14 protein-coding genes and 2 tRNA genes are annotated in these 16,350 nt (G+C 57.8%); 1 reads left to right on the plus strand and 15 read right to left on the minus strand.

Going from position 1 to position 16,350, the window contains the following annotated elements:
- Positions 1-3: 3 nt before the first annotated feature.
- The 12 genes from rbfA to rlmE all read right to left on the minus strand — a co-directional run bounded on the left by rbfA (position 4) and on the right by rlmE (position 11,691).
- A complete protein-coding gene (gene rbfA / locus KGB25_RS14850; RefSeq protein WP_008024456.1) occupies positions 4-405 on the minus strand; it encodes a 30S ribosome-binding factor RbfA in 402 nt (133 codons plus the stop codon).
- Positions 406-564: 159 nt separating this feature from the next.
- Complete coding sequence (gene infB / locus KGB25_RS14855) at positions 565-3,093, minus strand: translation initiation factor IF-2 (protein ID WP_008024457.1); 2,529 nt, start codon at positions 3,091-3,093, stop codon at positions 565-567.
- Positions 3,094-3,120: 27 nt separating this feature from the next.
- Complete coding sequence (gene nusA / locus KGB25_RS14860) at positions 3,121-4,602, minus strand: transcription termination factor NusA (RefSeq protein ID WP_008024459.1); 1,482 nt, start codon at positions 4,600-4,602, stop codon at positions 3,121-3,123.
- A 47-nt stretch (positions 4,603-4,649) separates the two neighbouring features.
- Positions 4,650-5,108, minus strand: a complete 459-nt coding sequence (rimP, locus tag KGB25_RS14865) for a ribosome maturation factor RimP (RefSeq protein WP_032828556.1) — start codon at positions 5,106-5,108, stop codon at positions 4,650-4,652.
- Between the two features lie 138 nt (positions 5,109-5,246).
- Positions 5,247-5,323, minus strand: a tRNA-Met gene (locus KGB25_RS14870).
- A gap of 96 nt (positions 5,324-5,419) precedes the next feature.
- Positions 5,420-5,505: transfer RNA gene (locus KGB25_RS14875), tRNA-Leu, on the minus strand.
- 22 nt (positions 5,506-5,527) lie between these two features.
- Complete coding sequence (gene secG / locus KGB25_RS14880; RefSeq protein ID WP_017336473.1) at positions 5,528-5,911, minus strand: preprotein translocase subunit SecG; 384 nt, start codon at positions 5,909-5,911, stop codon at positions 5,528-5,530.
- Positions 5,912-5,915: 4 nt separating this feature from the next.
- Positions 5,916-6,668 (minus strand): triose-phosphate isomerase, encoded by a 753-nt coding sequence (gene tpiA / locus KGB25_RS14885; RefSeq protein WP_008024463.1) that lies wholly within the window; start codon positions 6,666-6,668, stop codon positions 5,916-5,918.
- 66 nt (positions 6,669-6,734) lie between these two features.
- Complete coding sequence (glmM, locus tag KGB25_RS14890) at positions 6,735-8,072, minus strand: phosphoglucosamine mutase (RefSeq protein WP_223435477.1); 1,338 nt, start codon at positions 8,070-8,072, stop codon at positions 6,735-6,737.
- 16 nt (positions 8,073-8,088) lie between these two features.
- On the minus strand, positions 8,089-8,940 hold the full coding sequence (gene folP / locus KGB25_RS14895; protein WP_223435478.1) for a dihydropteroate synthase: 852 nt from the start codon (positions 8,938-8,940) through the stop codon (positions 8,089-8,091).
- An 8-nt stretch (positions 8,941-8,948) separates the two neighbouring features.
- Positions 8,949-10,859, minus strand: coding sequence for an ATP-dependent zinc metalloprotease FtsH (gene ftsH, locus KGB25_RS14900; protein WP_032828773.1), 1,911 nt, complete (start codon positions 10,857-10,859; stop codon positions 8,949-8,951).
- A gap of 202 nt (positions 10,860-11,061) precedes the next feature.
- Positions 11,062-11,691: a 23S rRNA (uridine(2552)-2'-O)-methyltransferase RlmE gene (gene rlmE, locus KGB25_RS14905; protein ID WP_192227691.1), complete on the minus strand. Its 630-nt coding sequence runs from the start codon at positions 11,689-11,691 to the stop codon at positions 11,062-11,064.
- A gap of 101 nt (positions 11,692-11,792) precedes the next feature.
- Here rlmE and KGB25_RS14910 point away from each other — a divergent pair, with 101 nt between their 5' ends.
- Entirely contained in the window at positions 11,793-12,101 is a 309-nt protein-coding gene (locus tag KGB25_RS14910; RefSeq protein ID WP_007942889.1) for a YhbY family RNA-binding protein, read from the plus strand.
- Positions 12,102-12,110: 9 nt separating this feature from the next.
- On the opposite strand, the gene KGB25_RS14915 is transcribed toward KGB25_RS14910, so the two are convergent.
- The 3 genes from KGB25_RS14915 to carB are packed head-to-tail and all read right to left on the minus strand — an operon-like array spanning position 12,111 to position 16,238.
- A complete protein-coding gene (locus tag KGB25_RS14915; protein WP_223435479.1) occupies positions 12,111-12,515 on the minus strand; it encodes an MFS transporter in 405 nt (134 codons plus the stop codon).
- Between the two features lie 28 nt (positions 12,516-12,543).
- A complete protein-coding gene (greA, locus tag KGB25_RS14920; protein ID WP_008029775.1) occupies positions 12,544-13,020 on the minus strand; it encodes a transcription elongation factor GreA in 477 nt (158 codons plus the stop codon).
- Positions 13,017-16,238 carry a carbamoyl-phosphate synthase large subunit gene (gene carB, locus KGB25_RS14925; RefSeq protein WP_008029777.1) on the minus strand — a complete coding sequence of 1,074 codons (3,222 nt, stop codon included), beginning with the start codon at positions 16,236-16,238 and terminating at the stop codon, positions 13,017-13,019. Before carB ends, greA begins: the two co-directional genes overlap by 4 nt.
- Positions 16,239-16,350: the final 112 nt, after the last annotated feature.

Raw genomic sequence — 16,350 nt, forward strand, 5'->3', positions numbered from 1 at the left:
CGATTACTCCTTGGTGTCTTCGACTTCTGCCGCAACCGGGTGCTGATTGTCTTCAGCCACCGCACGCTCGATCAGGGCCGACAGGTGCGCACCACGCACGACGCTTTCGTCGTAGTGGAAGTGCAACTGCGGAACGCTGCGCAACTTCATTTCGCGGGCCAACTGCATACGCAGGAAACCGGCGGCGGAGTTGAGCACCTTGATGCTTTGCGCGATATCTTCGGCGCTGTCCTGCCCCATCACGGTGATGAAAATCTTGGCGTGACCGACGTCACGACTGACTTCAACAGCGGTAATGGTGACCAGGCCTACGCGCGGGTCTTTGACTTCACGACGGATCAGCTGTGCCAGCTCACGCTGCATCTGATCGCCGATACGCTGGGTACGGCTATATTCTTTTGCCATGTCTTGTTACCTGTTACTGCCTCACGGTGAAACCCGTGGGGTCTGAAAGCGGCAAACGCCCGGCCTGACAAAAGCCAGACCGGGCGTTGCGTTTAGAGTCCTGACGCTGTGCCGCGCATTTGCATGCAGCGGCCCATCGTGGCCCTTGAAGTGCGCGAGTTAGAGGCTGCGAGCAACCTGAACCTTCTCGAAGACTTCGATCTTGTCACCGACTTTGACGTCGTTGTAGCTCTTCACGCCGATACCGCATTCCATGCCGGCACGTACTTCGGAAGCGTCATCCTTGAAGCGGCGCAGGGATTCCAGCTCGCCTTCGAAGATAACGATGTCTTCACGCAGTACACGGATTGGACGGTTACGGTGAACAACACCTTCGATAACCATGCAACCGGCGATCGCGCCAAACTTCGGCGAACGGAACACGTCACGCACTTCGGCCACACCCAGGATGTTCTCGCGAACATCACTGCCGAGCATACCGGTCAGGGCTTTCTTGACGTCTTCGATGATGTCGTAGATCACGTTGTAGTAACGCATATCCAGACCTTCCTGCTCGACGATCTTGCGAGCGCCGGCATCGGCACGCACGTTGAAGCCGAACAGTACAGCGTTGGAGGCCAGTGCCAGGTTAGCGTCGGACTCGGTGATACCACCGACACCGCCACCGACAACACGCACTTGCACTTCGTCGTTACCCAGGCCATTCAAGGCACCGTTCAACGCTTCCAGCGAACCACGGACGTCGGATTTGAGGACGATGTTGAGCGTCTTCTTCTCTTCCTGACCCATGTTCTCGAAGATGTTTTCAAGCTTGCCGGCGTGAGCACGGGCCAGCTTGACTTCGCGGAACTTGCCTTGACGGAACAGAGCCACTTCACGGGCTTTCTTCTCGTCGGCAACCACGCTCATCTCGTCGCCAGCATCCGGCGTACCGTCCAGGCCGAGGATCTCGACAGGGATGGAAGGACCGGCTTCTTTGATTGGCTTGCCGTTCTCGTCGAGCATGGCACGTACACGGCCATAGTTCGAACCGACCAGGACCATGTCGCCTTGGCGCAGGGTACCGTCTTGAACCAGAACGGTAGCAACCGGGCCACGACCTTTGTCGAGACGCGATTCAACCACAACGCCACGACCCGGAGCCGACGGAGTTGCTTTCAGTTCGAGAACTTCAGCTTGCAGCAGAACAGCTTCGAGCAACTCGTCCACGCCAGTACCGACTTTCGCCGAAACCGATACGAACGGGGTGTCGCCGCCCCACTCTTCCGAAGTCACACCGTGAACCGACAGTTCGCTACGGATGCGATCGAGATCGGCGCCCGGCTTGTCGATTTTGTTCACAGCTACAACCAGCGGAACACCGGCAGCCTTGGCGTGCTGAACGGCTTCAACGGTCTGCGGCATCACGCCGTCGTCCGCTGCAACCACCAGGATCACGATGTCGGTCGCCTTGGCACCACGAGCACGCATGGCGGTAAACGCGGCGTGACCTGGGGTGTCGAGGAAGGTGACCATGCCGCGTTCGGTTTCAACGTGGTACGCGCCGATGTGCTGGGTGATACCGCCGGCTTCGCCAGCAGCAACCTTGGCACGACGGATGTAGTCGAGCAGGGAGGTCTTACCGTGGTCAACGTGGCCCATTACGGTCACGACCGGAGCACGGGAGAACGCTTCACCTTCAAACTTCAGGGACTCGGCCAGGGAATCTTCCAGGGCGGTGTCGCTGACCAGGGTCACTTTGTGGCCCAGCTCTTCGGCAACCAGTTGGGCAGTTTCCTGATCCAGTACCTGGTTGATGGTCGCTGGGGTACCCAGTTTGAACATGAACTTGATGATTTCAGCAGCCTTGACCGACATCTGCTGGGCAAGATCGCCAACAGTGATGGTCTCGCCGATCTTCACTTCGCGCACTACAGGGCCGGTTGGGCTCTGGAAACCGTGAGCGTTGCGTTTCTTCAGCTTGGCCTTGCCGCGACCACCACGACGGAAGCCATCGCTTTCTTCGTCGGTAGTACGTGGCGCAACACGTGGAGCAGGCGCTTTCTCTTTAACCGAAGCACGATGCGGAGCGTTTTTGCGCTCGCCATCGCCACTGCCACGACGATTATTATCGTCGGCACGTGGTTTGTCCGGACGGCGCTGTTCGTTCTGCTTGTTGCGAACATCAGCAGACGGAGCTGGAGCAGCTGCAACCACCGGAGCGCTTTCACGCACTGGCTCGGCAACGGCAACCGGCGCTGCAACAGCGTCGTTGGTAGCGGTTTGCGCAGCAGCAGGCTGGCGACGCGCTTCTTCTTCGGCGCGACGCTTGGCTTCTTCTTCAGCCTTCTGACGAGCAGCATTTTCTACTGCGCGACGTTCATCCAGTTCGCGTTTGCGCTCGGCTTCGATTTCTTCCGGGCTGCGTTGTACGAAAACCTTCTTTTTACGGACTTCAACACTGATGCTTTTGCTGCCAGCAACACGCAGGGTGCTGGTGGTTTTACGCTGCAGTGTGATCTTGCGTGGTTCTTCCACTTTCGCCTTGTGGCTGCTTTTCAAGTGAGTCAGCAAAGATTGCTTCTCACTGTCAGTCACATGTTCTTCGGCGGCGGTGTGCGGCAGACCTGCCTCACGCATCTGCTGCAACAGGCGCTCTACCGGTGTTTTGACCTCATCGGCCAGTTGTTTCACCGTGACTTGCGTCATGCACTTCTCTCCTCAGGCCGCGCCTAATTACTCGAACCAGTGGGCTCGGGCGGCCATGATCAACTTGCCGGCACGATCATCGTCAATGCCGTCGATGTCGAGCAGGTCGTCAATAGACTGCTCGGCCAGGTCTTCGCGGGTAATTACGCCGCGCACCGCCAGTTCCATCGCCAAATCCTTGTCCATACCCTCAAGCGAGAGCAGGTCTTCGGCCGGATGGGCGTCTGCCAGCTTTTCCTCAGTAGCGATGGCTTTGGTCAACAAACGATCCTTGGCACGAGCGCGAAGCTCGTTGACGGTTTCTTCGTCAAAGCCGTCGATGTTGAGCATTTCTTCCAACGGTACGTAGGCAATCTCTTCCAGGCTGGTGAAGCCTTCATCTACCAGCACCTGTGCCAGGTCTTCGTCGACTTCCAGCTCGTCGATGAAGTTGCGCAGGATGTCGCCGGTTTCTGCTTGCTGCTTAGCCTGGATGTCCGATTCGGTCATCACGTTCAGGGTCCAGCCAGTCAACTGGCTAGCCAGACGCACGTTCTGACCACCGCGACCGATGGCCTGAGCCAGATTGTCTGCGCCAACGGCGATGTCCATTGCATGGGCATCTTCGTCAACGATAATTGCCGCAACCTCAGCCGGGGACATGGCGTTGATTACGAACTGAGCCGGGTTGTCGTCCCACAGGACGATATCAACACGCTCACCGCCCAACTCACCCGACACTGCCTGGACGCGCGAACCGCGCATACCGATGCAAGCGCCCTGCGGGTCGATGCGTTTGTCCTTGGAGCGGACCGCGATCTTGGCGCGCGAACCCGGGTCACGGGAGGCAGCCATTACTTCGATCAGGCCTTCAGCGATTTCCGGCACTTCGATGCGGAACAACTCGATCAGCATTTCCGGCGCGGTACGCGACAGGATCAGCTGCGGGCCGCGGTTCTCGGTGCGGATTTCCTTGAGCAGCGCACGCAGACGCACGCCAACCCGGAAGGTTTCGCGAGAGATGATGTCTTCACGAGCCAGCAACGCTTCAGCGTTGTTGCCCAGGTCGACGATCACATTGTCGCGGGTCACTTTCTTCACGGTGCCGGAGATGATTTCCCCCAGGCGCTCGCGATAGGCGTCAACGACTTGAGCGCGCTCGGCTTCGCGAACTTTCTGCACGATGACTTGCTTGGCAGTCTGTGCAGCAATGCGGCCGAACTCGATGGATTCGATTTTTTCTTCGACTACATCACCAACCTGGGCACCAGGATGCGTTTCGGCAACCTTGCTCGGCCAGGTTTCGATGGCCGGATCGTCCAGATCTGCTTCTTCGACAACCGTCCAGCGACGGAAGGTCTCGTAAGCACCGGTGTGGCGATTGATTTCCACACGCAGATCGACTTCGTCCTCGAAACGCTTTTTGGTAGCAGTGGCCAGAGCCAGCTCCAGCGCTTCAAAAATTACGTTTGCCGGTACGCCCTTTTCATTGGATACCGACTCAACAACCAGCAGTACTTCTTTGCTCATCGTACGCCTCGCCTTTCGCAAGCCATTGGATCCGCGGGATCCGCGTCTCAGTCAAAACTGGGAATAATGTTGGCCTTGTCGATCATATCGATCGGCAACAGGAACTCGTGGTCTTCTACCTGCACCACGACATCCTGCTCTTCTACACCGCGCAGAAGGCCCTGAAAGTTGCGTCGCCCTTCAAAAGGCGAGCGCAGCCTGATCTTCACTTGTTCACCGGCAAATTTTGCAAACTGCTCAATAGTGAACAGCGGGCGTTCCATGCCAGGCGAGGAAACTTCAAGGGTGTACTCAACGGCGATTGGATCTTCAACATCCAGGACACCGCTGATCTGACGGCTGACGATGGCGCAATCGTCCACCAGCACGCCGCCTTCTTTATCAATATAAACGCGCAACATTGAGTGGCGACCTTGAGCCGAAAACTCAATACCCCAGCATTCATAGCCTAGGGCCACGACCACCGGGGCCAACAAGGCCTGCAACTCTTCTAGCTTGCTCGACACCTGAACCCCCTCGTGCATGTATGTGCATGCTATGCAAAATAAAAAAATGGGCGAAACGCCCATCCTTGAAACGCCGTCGAACAGCGGCGTAGAAAGTGTCCAGCTAACAAAAAGCCCCTTAAAAGGGGCTCCTTAAACTGGTTGCGGGGGCCGGATTTGAACCGACGACCTTCGGGTTATGAGCCCGACGAGCTACCAGACTGCTCCACCCCGCGACAAAGCTGGGGCGGAAGTATACGACCGATCCCTGACAGGGTCAATGTAACCTTCCACCTACAAGAAAGCCCGCAACAGCGGGCTCTCCTGATAATTGGTACCGAGAAGGGGACTCGAACCCCTACACCCTATGGGCACAACCACCTCAAGGTTGCGTGTCTACCAATTCCACCACCTCGGCAATACTACGTTTGAAACCCTTCTTACTTCTGCTCTTGAGCTGGAGGTACGTCAGTCGCTGGAGTAGCCGACTTTTGCTCTTGAAGCACCGGTACATCATCAGAAGCCGGTTGTTGCTTTGGAACTTCCAACACTGCTGGATTTGGCAAACCTACTTGAGTCAGCTGGTGAGCCTTCTCTTTAGCAAAGTAACCTAACCCTAAGCTGGTTATGAAGAAACCGGCGGCAAGTATAGCAGTAAACTTACTAAGAAAGGTAGAGGAACCTTGGCTTCCGAACACAGTATTTGAAGCACCTGCTCCGAAAGACGCGCCAGCATCCGCACCCTTACCCTGCTGCAGCAATACCAGAGCAACTACGCCCAATGCACCCAGCAGATGAAAAACGACTACGACTGTTTCCAGCATTTTTTCAGTTTCCCGCGGCGCGAATAATCGCACCGAACTCATCTGCATTCAGGGAAGCTCCACCAATGAGCCCCCCATCGATATCCGGCATGCCGAACAGTTCGACCGCATTGGCCGCCTTCACGCTGCCGCCGTATAGAAGCCGCACACCTTGTGCGACCTCAGAATTCTCTGCCGCCAACTGAGCGCGAATGGCTGCGTGCACATCCTGCGCCTGTTGCGGCGAAGCAGTCAGCCCGGTGCCAATGGCCCAGACCGGCTCGTAAGCAATGACTGCATTTGCAAAAGCACCAACACCCAGCTCCTCAATGATACTGCCAAGCTGACGCCCGACAACCTCAAGAGTTTTTCCAGCTTCGCGTTGCTCCAGGGTCTCCCCTATACACAACACTGGAATCAAGCCACATGCCTGTGCCGCTGCGAACTTGCGAATCAGCATTCCGTCCTGCTCGCCCATTTGGCGGCGCTCGGAATGCCCGACAAGTACAAAGGTACAACCTGCATCCACCAACTGACTCGGTGCAACTTCGCCGGTCAAAGCACCTTGCATGGATTCCACTGCAGAGTTCTGCGCGCCGACCGAAATCGACTTGCCTTTCAAACCTTCAATCACTTGATTGATATGCAGGAAAGGCGGGAATACCGCGACATCAACACCGCTCGGCAAGGCCAAATGACTCAGGCCGTTGATCAGCTCAGCGACGCTGGCGCGGGTACCGTGCATCTTCCAGTTACCAGCTACCATAGGGCGACGCATGCTGTACCTCGTCGGTCAAAGTGGGCGCAGATGTTACCCAACACAATCATGGCTGGCAAGCCGAATTCAGGCAGAAACTTCAGTAACCAGTTTTGCCAGCTCTTCGGCGTAGCCGCGAACCTGTGTTTCGTCCTCGCCTTCGACCATGACACGCACCAACGGCTCGGTGCCGGACTTGCGCAACAGCACGCGCCCACGCCCGGCCATGGCCTTGGTAACGCGCTCGCTGGCCTCTTTGACCGACGGATGATCCAGCGGGCTCACACCACCACCGAAACGCACGTTGATCAGCACCTGAGGACACTTGCGCAGCGACTGACGGGCTTGAGCCAGCCCTTCGGAGCGAGTCTGCAATGCCATCAACACCTGCAACGCTGCAATGATCGCATCACCGGTGGTGGTGTGATTGAAGCAGACGATATGACCCGAGTTCTCACCACCGACCAGCCAGTTGCGCTCCAGCAGATCCGCGATCACATAACGGTCGCCGACGTTGGCACGCACAAACGGAATCGACAGATCTGCCAGGGCCAGCTCCAGCCCCAGGTTACTCATCAATGTTCCGACCACACCGCCTTTCAGCAGATCACGCTCATGCAAGTCGCGGGCGATGATGAACAGCAGCTCGTCACCATCGACAACAGCACCCGTGTGATCGACCATCAGGACCCGGTCGCCATCACCATCGAACGCAATACCGAGATCAGCATGTTCGGCAAGAACGGCAGCCTGCAACTGCCCCATATGGGTCGAACCGCAGTTGTCATTGATGTTCAGGCCGTTTGGCTGCGCTGAAAGCACAACAACCTCGGCGCCCAACTCGCGGAACACACTCGGTGCCACTTTGTAGGTCGCACCGTGAGCGCAATCGATCACGATCTTCAGGCCCGTAAAGCTGGTGCCGGTCGGCACGCTGCTCTTGCAGAATTCAATATAACGGCCCGAAGCATCGTTGATTCGCGACACTTTGCCGATCTTGCTCGACTCAACCACGGTCATCGGGGTGTCGAGCAACTCTTCGATCATATGCTCGACTTCATCCGGCAGCTTGGTGCCCTTGCCGGAGAAAAACTTGATGCCGTTGTCATCGTGAGGATTGTGCGAGGCACTGATCACGATGCCTGCTTCGGCATGGAACGTACGCGTCAGGTAGGCGATGGCCGGCGTCGGCATCGGGCCCAGGAGCATCACGTCGGCACCCGCCGAAGTCAGCCCGGCCTCGAGCGCCGATTCGAACATGTATCCCGAGATCCGGGTGTCCTTGCCTACCAACACTTTGCAGGCGCCCATTTTGCGGAACGCCATGCCCGCAGCCCAGCCGAGCTTCAGCATGAATTCAGGGGTAATCGGGTACACGCCGACCCGACCACGAATACCGTCGGTGCCAAAATATTTCTTAGTCATAAGTGCTCCATCATTCTTATTCGGCTGATTCCACTGCGGCGATCATCCGCACCACATCGACGGTTTCGGCCACATCATGGACGCGCAATATACGCGCCCCCTTGAATGAAGCCAGCGCCGCGAGTGCCAAACCGCCATGCAGTCGCTCACCGACCGTGCGATTCAAGGCCTGACCTATCATGCTCTTTCGCGAAACCCCGACCAACAGGGGCCGCCCCAAGGCATGCAGGACTTCCATATGTTTGAACAAGCTCAGGTTGTGCTGCAAGGTTTTGGCGAAGCCGAAACCCGGATCCAGGATGATCCGCTCAGCCGGAATTCCGACTGACGCACACTGCGCCATGCGCTCGACAAGAAACTCGCCGACCTCTCGGGTGACATCCTGATAATGCGGATTGTCCTGCATGTCGCCCGGCTCACCGAGCATATGCATCAGACAGACCGGCAGGCCAGTGGCGGCCGCCGCATCCAGAGCACCCTCTCGACGCAACGAACGAACGTCATTGATCAAACCCGCACCCAGCCGAGCCGCTTCACGCATGACCGCTGGCGTGGAGGTATCGACCGAGATAATCACATCCAGCTCGCGGTTGATGCGCTCGACAATTGGCGCTACGCGCTCCAGCTCTTCGAGCGGCGAAACCGCCCTGGCACCTGGCCGGGTCGATTCGCCACCGACATCAATCAGCGTCGCGCCGGCCAGCACCATGGCTTCAGCGTGGCGCAAGGCCGCATCGAGCTGGCTGTATTGGCCGCCATCGGAAAAGGAATCAGGGGTGACATTGAGAATGCCCATGACATGCGTCTGGGCCAAATCAAGAACCCGGTTGCCGCAAGGCAACCGGGTCGAGGACTGAACAGAAGTCATTTCAAACCTTAAACGTCAGCAGCCGGACCGCCGATCGGTGTTTCCGGGCGCTCATCCTGTACCACCGGAGGCGTTCCGGAGGTACCGGTGCCGCCCGACCAGTCGCGAGGTTCGCGAGGCGTACGACCCGCCATGATGTCGTCGATCTGATCGGCGTCGATCGTTTCGTACTTCATCAGGGCATCAGCCATGGCGTCGAGCTTGTCACGGTTATCCGTGAGGATCTGTTTGGCCGTGCCATAGCACTGGTCAATGATGCTGCGCACTTCGGAGTCGATCAGTTTGGCTGTCTCACCGGAGAAGCTTGCACTCTGACCACCGCCGCCGCGACCGAGGAACACTTCGCCCTCTTCTTCGGCGTACATCAACGGACCGAGTTTCTCCGACAGACCCCACTTGGTCACCATGTTCCGTGCAATCTGACTGGCACGCATGATGTCGTTGGATGCACCGGTGGTGACACCATCAAAGCCCAAAGTCATCTCTTCAGCGATACGGCCGCCGTACAGCGAGCAGATCTGGCTGATCAACGCACGCTTGGACAGGCTGTAGCGATCTTCTTCAGGCAGGAACATGGTCACACCCAGCGCACGACCGCGCGGGATGATCGACACTTTGTAGACCGGGTCATGCTCAGGCACGACGCGACCAACAATGGCATGGCCTGCTTCGTGATAAGCGGTGTTCTGCTTCTCTTTCTCGGACATGACCATGGATTTGCGCTCGGCGCCCATCATGATCTTGTCTTTCGCCAGTTCGAATTCTTTCATCTCGACAATGCGCTTGCCGGTACGGGCAGCGAACAGCGACGCCTCGTTCACCAGGTTGGCAAGGTCGGCACCGGAGAAACCAGGCGTACCACGAGCGATCACGGCCGGAGCGACGTCGTCACCCATTGGCACTTTGCGCATGTGGACCTTGAGAATTTGCTCGCGACCGCGGATATCCGGCAGCCCGACCACAACCTGACGGTCGAAACGGCCCGGACGCAGCAACGCCGGGTCCAGTACGTCCGGACGGTTGGTTGCAGCAATGACGATGATGCCGTCATTCATTTCGAAGCCGTCCATCTCTACCAGCAACTGGTTGAGAGTCTGCTCACGTTCATCGTGACCACCGCCCATGCCGGCGCCACGATGGCGACCGACGGCGTCGATTTCATCGATGAAGATGATGCATGGCGCGTGTTTTTTGGCTTGCTCGAACATGTCGCGAACACGGCTCGCACCGACACCGACGAACATTTCGACAAAGTCGGAACCGGAAATGGTGAAGAACGGCACCTTGGCTTCACCGGCAATTGCCTTGGCCAGCAAGGTTTTACCGGTACCTGGAGGACCGACCATCAGCACGCCGCGAGGAATGCGACCGCCCAGGCGCTGGAACTTGCCCGGATCGCGGAGGAACTCGACCAGCTCGCCGACTTCTTCCTTGGCTTCGTCGCAACCGGCAACGTCAGCCAGGGTAGTTTTCACCTGGTCTTCGGAGAGCAGGCGCGCCTTGCTCTTGCCGAAGCTCATCGGCCCGCCCTTGCCTCCGGCACCGCCCTGCATCTGCCGCATGAAGAACATGAACACGGCGATGATCACCAGGATCGGGAAGCTCGCGACCAGCAGTTGAGTCCAGATGCTTTGCTGTTCAGGCTGCTTGCCTTCGACTACCACATGGTTGTCCACGAGATCGCCGATCAGACCGTTGTCCTGGATCGCAGGACGAATGGTCTTGAAGCTGTCGCCATCGTTGCGCTTACCGGTAATCACATAGCCATCAACGGCTACGCGCTCGACCTTGCCATCCTTGACCTGCTGGATGAAGTCGGAATAGTTGAGGGTCTGCGGCTCGTTAGGGCTGGAGAAGTTGTTCATCACTGTCACCAGGACAGCCGCGATGATCAACCACAGGATCAGATTCTTTGCCATATCGTTCAATTAACTACCCTCTGAAGCAAGCGCCGCTAATGGCGCGCGCTTCGCATGATATTCACCGGCCTAACTTACTACATTACCTACAACACTGGCAGGCGCCGTCTGTAACCCTTTGTGAAACACTTCCTACACAATATTCGCTAATTCCCACAAGGCGAAATACGAAAAACCTATCGCCCCGCAAAAAAACCTCGATTTACTCACTACGACCGCGGTAGCCCCAAGCCAGCATGTATTGCTCGCGGGAACTGCCACGGGAAGAGTCCGGCTTGATCATCTGGACCTTGTCGAATTTCTGACGAGCGTCCTTCACGTAAGCATCAAACCCTTCGCCCTGAAACACCTTGATCACGAAATTACCACCCGGCTTGAGTATCCGGGCAGCCAGATCAAGAGCCAGCTCACATAGAAACATGGCTTTTGGCATGTCCACTTCAGGCGTACCACTCATATTGGGGGCCATATCGGAAATCACAAGGTCCACCTGCGAATTACCGACGGCTTCAAGGATCTGAGCGAGCACTTTGTCCTCGGTGAAGTCACCCTGGATGAAAGTCACGTCCGGAATACTGTCCATTTCCAGGATGTCCGAGGCGATCAGGCGCCCCTGACCACCGATCAGCCGACTGGTGACCTGCGACCAGCCGCCGGGCGCCGCCCCCAGGTCGACAACGCTCATACCCGGACGGATCAGCTTGTATTTCTCCTGGACCTCCAGAAGCTTGTAACTCGCACGCGAGCGGTAACCATCCTTCTGCGCCTGCTTCACATAGGGATCGTTGACATGTCTTTTCAGCCAACCAAGGCTTGTCTTGGAACGCGCCATTGGGCACCTCGATGATAAGGGTCGTGATTAGTTGGGCGGATCCACGAACCCTCGGGTAAAATGGCCGCCATTTTACAGAATCCAGACGAAAGGGTCAGATTATGCCGCTCACTCAAGAGCAGAAGAAACAGTACAAATCCATTGGCCACCATCTGAAACCAGTTTTGATTGTGGCTGACAACGGTTTGACTGAAGGTGTGTTAGCCGAACTTGAACGCGCTTTGGCGGATCACGAGCTGATCAAGATCAAGCTCAACATCCTCGATCGCGAATCGCGCCTGGCGTCCATTGCAGAACTCTGCAAGGTCGGCAAAGCGGATCTGGTTCAAGTCATCGGCAAGATGGCACTGATTTACCGCAAGAACTTCAGCGTCAACAAGCAGCTGTCGAACGTCCATCGCTTCAAGTGATGGCAAGGGTCAAGGGTGTGCTTCGCGCACCCTGCCGCTCCATCCCGGTACCGGCTGCAAGACCAGCACCAGCCCGGAAAAGCCCAGAACAAGATAGCTGAACACCTGCCAACGCACTGCATCCGGCCAGCCAACACGCACCGCGAAAAACATCGCGCACGCATACAGCGCCATCATCAGCAGTTGCCCGCGAATATCGCGCCATAGACTGGCAAGGCCCTCGGCCTGAACCAGCACCAAAGCCTGAAAAACTACACACGCCGAGGCGAAACCCACCATCAGCGCATTCAGCATGCCTGCAATTTCTTCGATCAGCAGCGGTGCCAGGCCAATTTGGCCCAGCACCGGCAGCAGACCGACGTGTAACAGCCACAAGCCGCCGACCCACAACATCTGAGTCAGCTGCCAAAGCATGGCGCCCGCACGCAGCGGGCGCCTTCTTTCAGATGTGGCGGACTTCGACAATCTCGTACTCGATAACGCCACCCGGCGTTTTCACAGCAACCACATCACCCTCTTCCTTGGCAATCAAGGCACGGGCCAATGGCGAACCTACCGAAATCTTGCCGAGTTTGAAGTCAGCCTCGTCCTCACCCACGATGTGGTAAGTGACGCGCTCATCAGTCTCGACGTTGGCGATTTCAACGGTGGTGCCGAAAATCACTTTACCGGTATGAGGAATGCTCGTGACGTCGATGATGACCTGATTCTGAATCCGGCCTTCGATGTCACGAATCCGCGCCTCGACCATACCTTGCTGCTCGCGAGCTGCGTGGTATTCGGCGTTTTCCTTCAAGTCACCCAATTCCCGGGCCGTACCGATGTCCTGGCTGAGCTTCGGACGGACGACCTTGGTCAGGTGAGCGTGTTCTTCTTCCAGGGCTTTCGCGCCCTGGACGGTCATTGGGTACTTGATCATGCCTTCAATCCTGCGTGTAGATCCTGCAAGCGGCGTACGGTCTTCTCGGGACCGAACTTCAGCGCTTCGCAGATGGCTTCGCCAGCAGCAATGGTGGTGGTGCAGTAGATTTTGTGCTGCAAGGCATTACGACGAATGGAGTACGAGTCAGCAATCGACTGGCGACCTTCGGTGGTGTTGATGATCAGGGTGACTTCGTCATTCTTGATCATGTCAACCACGTGCGGACGACCTTCAGTCACCTTGTTCACACGGCGCACTTTCAGGCCTGCGGCTTCGATCAGCTTGGCAGTACCGGCAGTGGCAACCACTTCGAAGCCCAAGTTGATCAGATCACGGGCCACGCCTGCAACCAGTGGCTTGTCGTCGTCACGCACGCTGATGAACGCGGTACCGCCGGTCGGCAGCACTTCGCTGGCGCCCATCTGAGCCTTGGCGAACGCTTCGCCGAAGGTGTCGCCCACGCCCATCACTTCACCGGTGGACTTCATCTCTGGGCCCAGGATCGGGTCCACGCCAGGGAATTTGGCGAACGGGAAGACCGCCTCTTTCACACTGTAGAAGTTCGGGATGATTTCTTTGGTGAAGCCGATTTCTTTCAGGGTTTTACCGGCCATGACGCGTGCCGCGATCATCGCCAGGGAAACACCGATGCACTTGGACACGAACGGTACGGTACGGGAAGCGCGCGGGTTGACCTCGATGACGTAGATGTCTTCGCCTTGCAGCGCCAACTGCACGTTCATCAGGCCGACAACGCCCAGTTCCAGGGCCATTTTCTTGACCTGTTCGCGCATCTCGTCCTGGATGTGCGCAGGCAGCGAGTACGGCGGCAGGGAACACGCGGAGTCACCGGAGTGAACACCGGCCTGCTCGATGTGCTGCATGATCGCGCCGATCACCACGTCGGTGCCGTCGCAAACTGCATCAACGTCCATCTCGATGGCGCAGTTCAGGAAGTGGTCAAGCAGCACCGGGCTGTCGTTGGACACTTTCACTGCGTCACGCAGGTAGCGCTTGAGTTCTTCTTCTTCGTAGACGATTTCCATCGCACGGCCGCCCAGTACGTAGGACGGACGAACCACCAGCGGGTAACCGATCTTGGCCGCGGCACGAATCGCTTCGTCTTCGCTGCGCACGGTGGCGTTTGGCGGCTGACGCAGGTTCAGACGCTCAACCATTTGCTGGAAGCGCTCTCGGTCTTCGGCACGGTCGATGGCGTCAGGGCTGGTGCCGATGATCGGCACGCCGGCTTCTTCCAGGGCGCGAGCCAGTTTCAGTGGAGTCTGGCCGCCGTACTGGACGATTACGCCTTTCGGCTTCTCGACCCGGCAGATTTCCAGCACGTCTTCCAGGGTTACTGGTTCGAAGTACAGGCGATCGGAGGTGTCGTAGTCGGTGGAAACGGTTTCCGGGTTGCAGTTGACCATGATGGTCTCGTAACCGTCTTCGCGCAGGGCCAGTGCCGCGTGTACGCAGCAGTAGTCGAACTCGATGCCCTGGCCGATACGGTTTGGACCGCCGCCGAGGATCATGATCTTGTCGCGGCCCGACGGCGCGGCTTCGCACTCTTCCTCGTAAGTCGAGTACATGTAGGCGGTGTCGGTGGCGAACTCGGCAGCGCAGGTGTCAACGCGCTTGTAGACCGGGAAGATCTCCAGCTTGTGACGGTGGCGACGCAAAGCTTTTTCGGTCACGCCCAGCAGCTTGGCCAGACGCATGTCCGAGAAGCCTTTGCGCTTGAGCTTGAACATCAAGTCGCGGTCGATGCTGGCCAGACCCAGGGTCTTGACCTTCTCTTCTTCCTTGATCAGATCTTCGATCTGTACCAGGAACCACGGGTCGATCATGTTCATGCCGAAGATGTCTTCGACTGACAGGCCGGCGCGGAAGGCGTCAGCCACGTACCAGATGCGCTCGGCGCCCGGCACGGTCAGTTCGCGCTTGAGGATGCTCATGCTTTCCGGGTTGCCCAGGTCGAGCTTCTCGTCCAGGCCGCAAACGCCCACTTCCAGGCCGCGCAGGGCTTTCTGCAGGGATTCCTGGAAGGTCCGGCCGATGGCCATGACTTCACCGACCGACTTCATTTGAGTGGTCAGGCGTGCGTCGGCTTTCGGGAATTTCTCGAAGGCGAAACGTGGCAGCTTGGTGACGACGTAGTCGATCGACGGCTCGAACGACGCCGGAGTAGCGCCACCGGTGATTTCGTTCTGCAGCTCGTCCAGGGTATAGCCGATCGCCAACTTGGCAGCGATACGCGCAATCGGGAAACCGGTGGCTTTCGAGGCCAGGGCCGAGGAACGGGATACCCGCGGGTTCATCTCGATGACGACCATGCGGCCAGTGTCCGGGCAGATGCCGAACTGAACGTTGGAGCCGCCGGTTTCCACGCCGATCTCGCGCAGTACCGCCAGGGAGGCGTTACGCATGATCTGGTATTCCTTGTCCGTCAGGGTCTGTGCCGGCGCAACAGTGATCGAGTCACCGGTGTGCACGCCCATCGGGTCAAAGTTTTCAATGGAGCAGACGATGATGCAGTTGTCCTTCTTATCGCGGACAACCTCCATCTCGTATTCTTTCCAGCCGATCAGGGATTCGTCGATCAGCAGCTCTTTGGTCGGAGACAGGTCCAGACCACGGGCGCAGATTTCTTCGAACTCTTCACGGTTGTAAGCGATACCGCCGCCGGTGCCGCCCATGGTGAAGGACGGACGGATGATGCACGGGAAGCCCAGGCGCTCAAGAACGGCGTTGGCCTCTTCCATGCTGTGGGCGATACCCGAGCGCGGGCAGTCCAGACCGATGGACTTCATTGCCTTGTCGAAACGCGAACGATCTTCAGCCTTGTCGATGGTGTCAGCGTTGGCGCCGATCATCTCTACGCCGAACTTCTCCAGAACGCCTTCGCGCTCCAGGTCCAGTGCGCAGTTCAGAGCGGTCTGGCCGCCCATGGTTGGCAGCAGCGCGTCCGGACGCTCTTTCTCGATGATCTTGGCAACGGTCTGCCATTTGATCGGTTCGATGTAGGTGGCGTCGGCCATGTCCGGGTCGGTCATGATGGTCGCTGGGTTGGAGTTCACCAGGATGACGCGGTAACCCTCTTCGCGCAGGGCTTTGCAGGCCTGGGCGCCGGAGTAGTCGAATTCGCAGGCCTGGCCGATAACGATCGGGCCAGCGCCGAGAATCAGGATGCTTTTAATGTCTGTACGTTTTGGCATGGGTTTGTCACTCAAATCCGCAGGTCAGTCGGCAAGCCGTCTTGTTCAATCTTTGAAGCCTTGAGGGGGCCGCCGATGTCGGGACCGCCCTCAAGCTTTGCTGCATCAAGGC

This window comes from Pseudomonas sp. BF-RE-21, assembly GCF_019947305.1.
GTDB classification, from domain to species: Bacteria; Pseudomonadota; Gammaproteobacteria; order Pseudomonadales; family Pseudomonadaceae; genus Aquipseudomonas; species Aquipseudomonas migulae.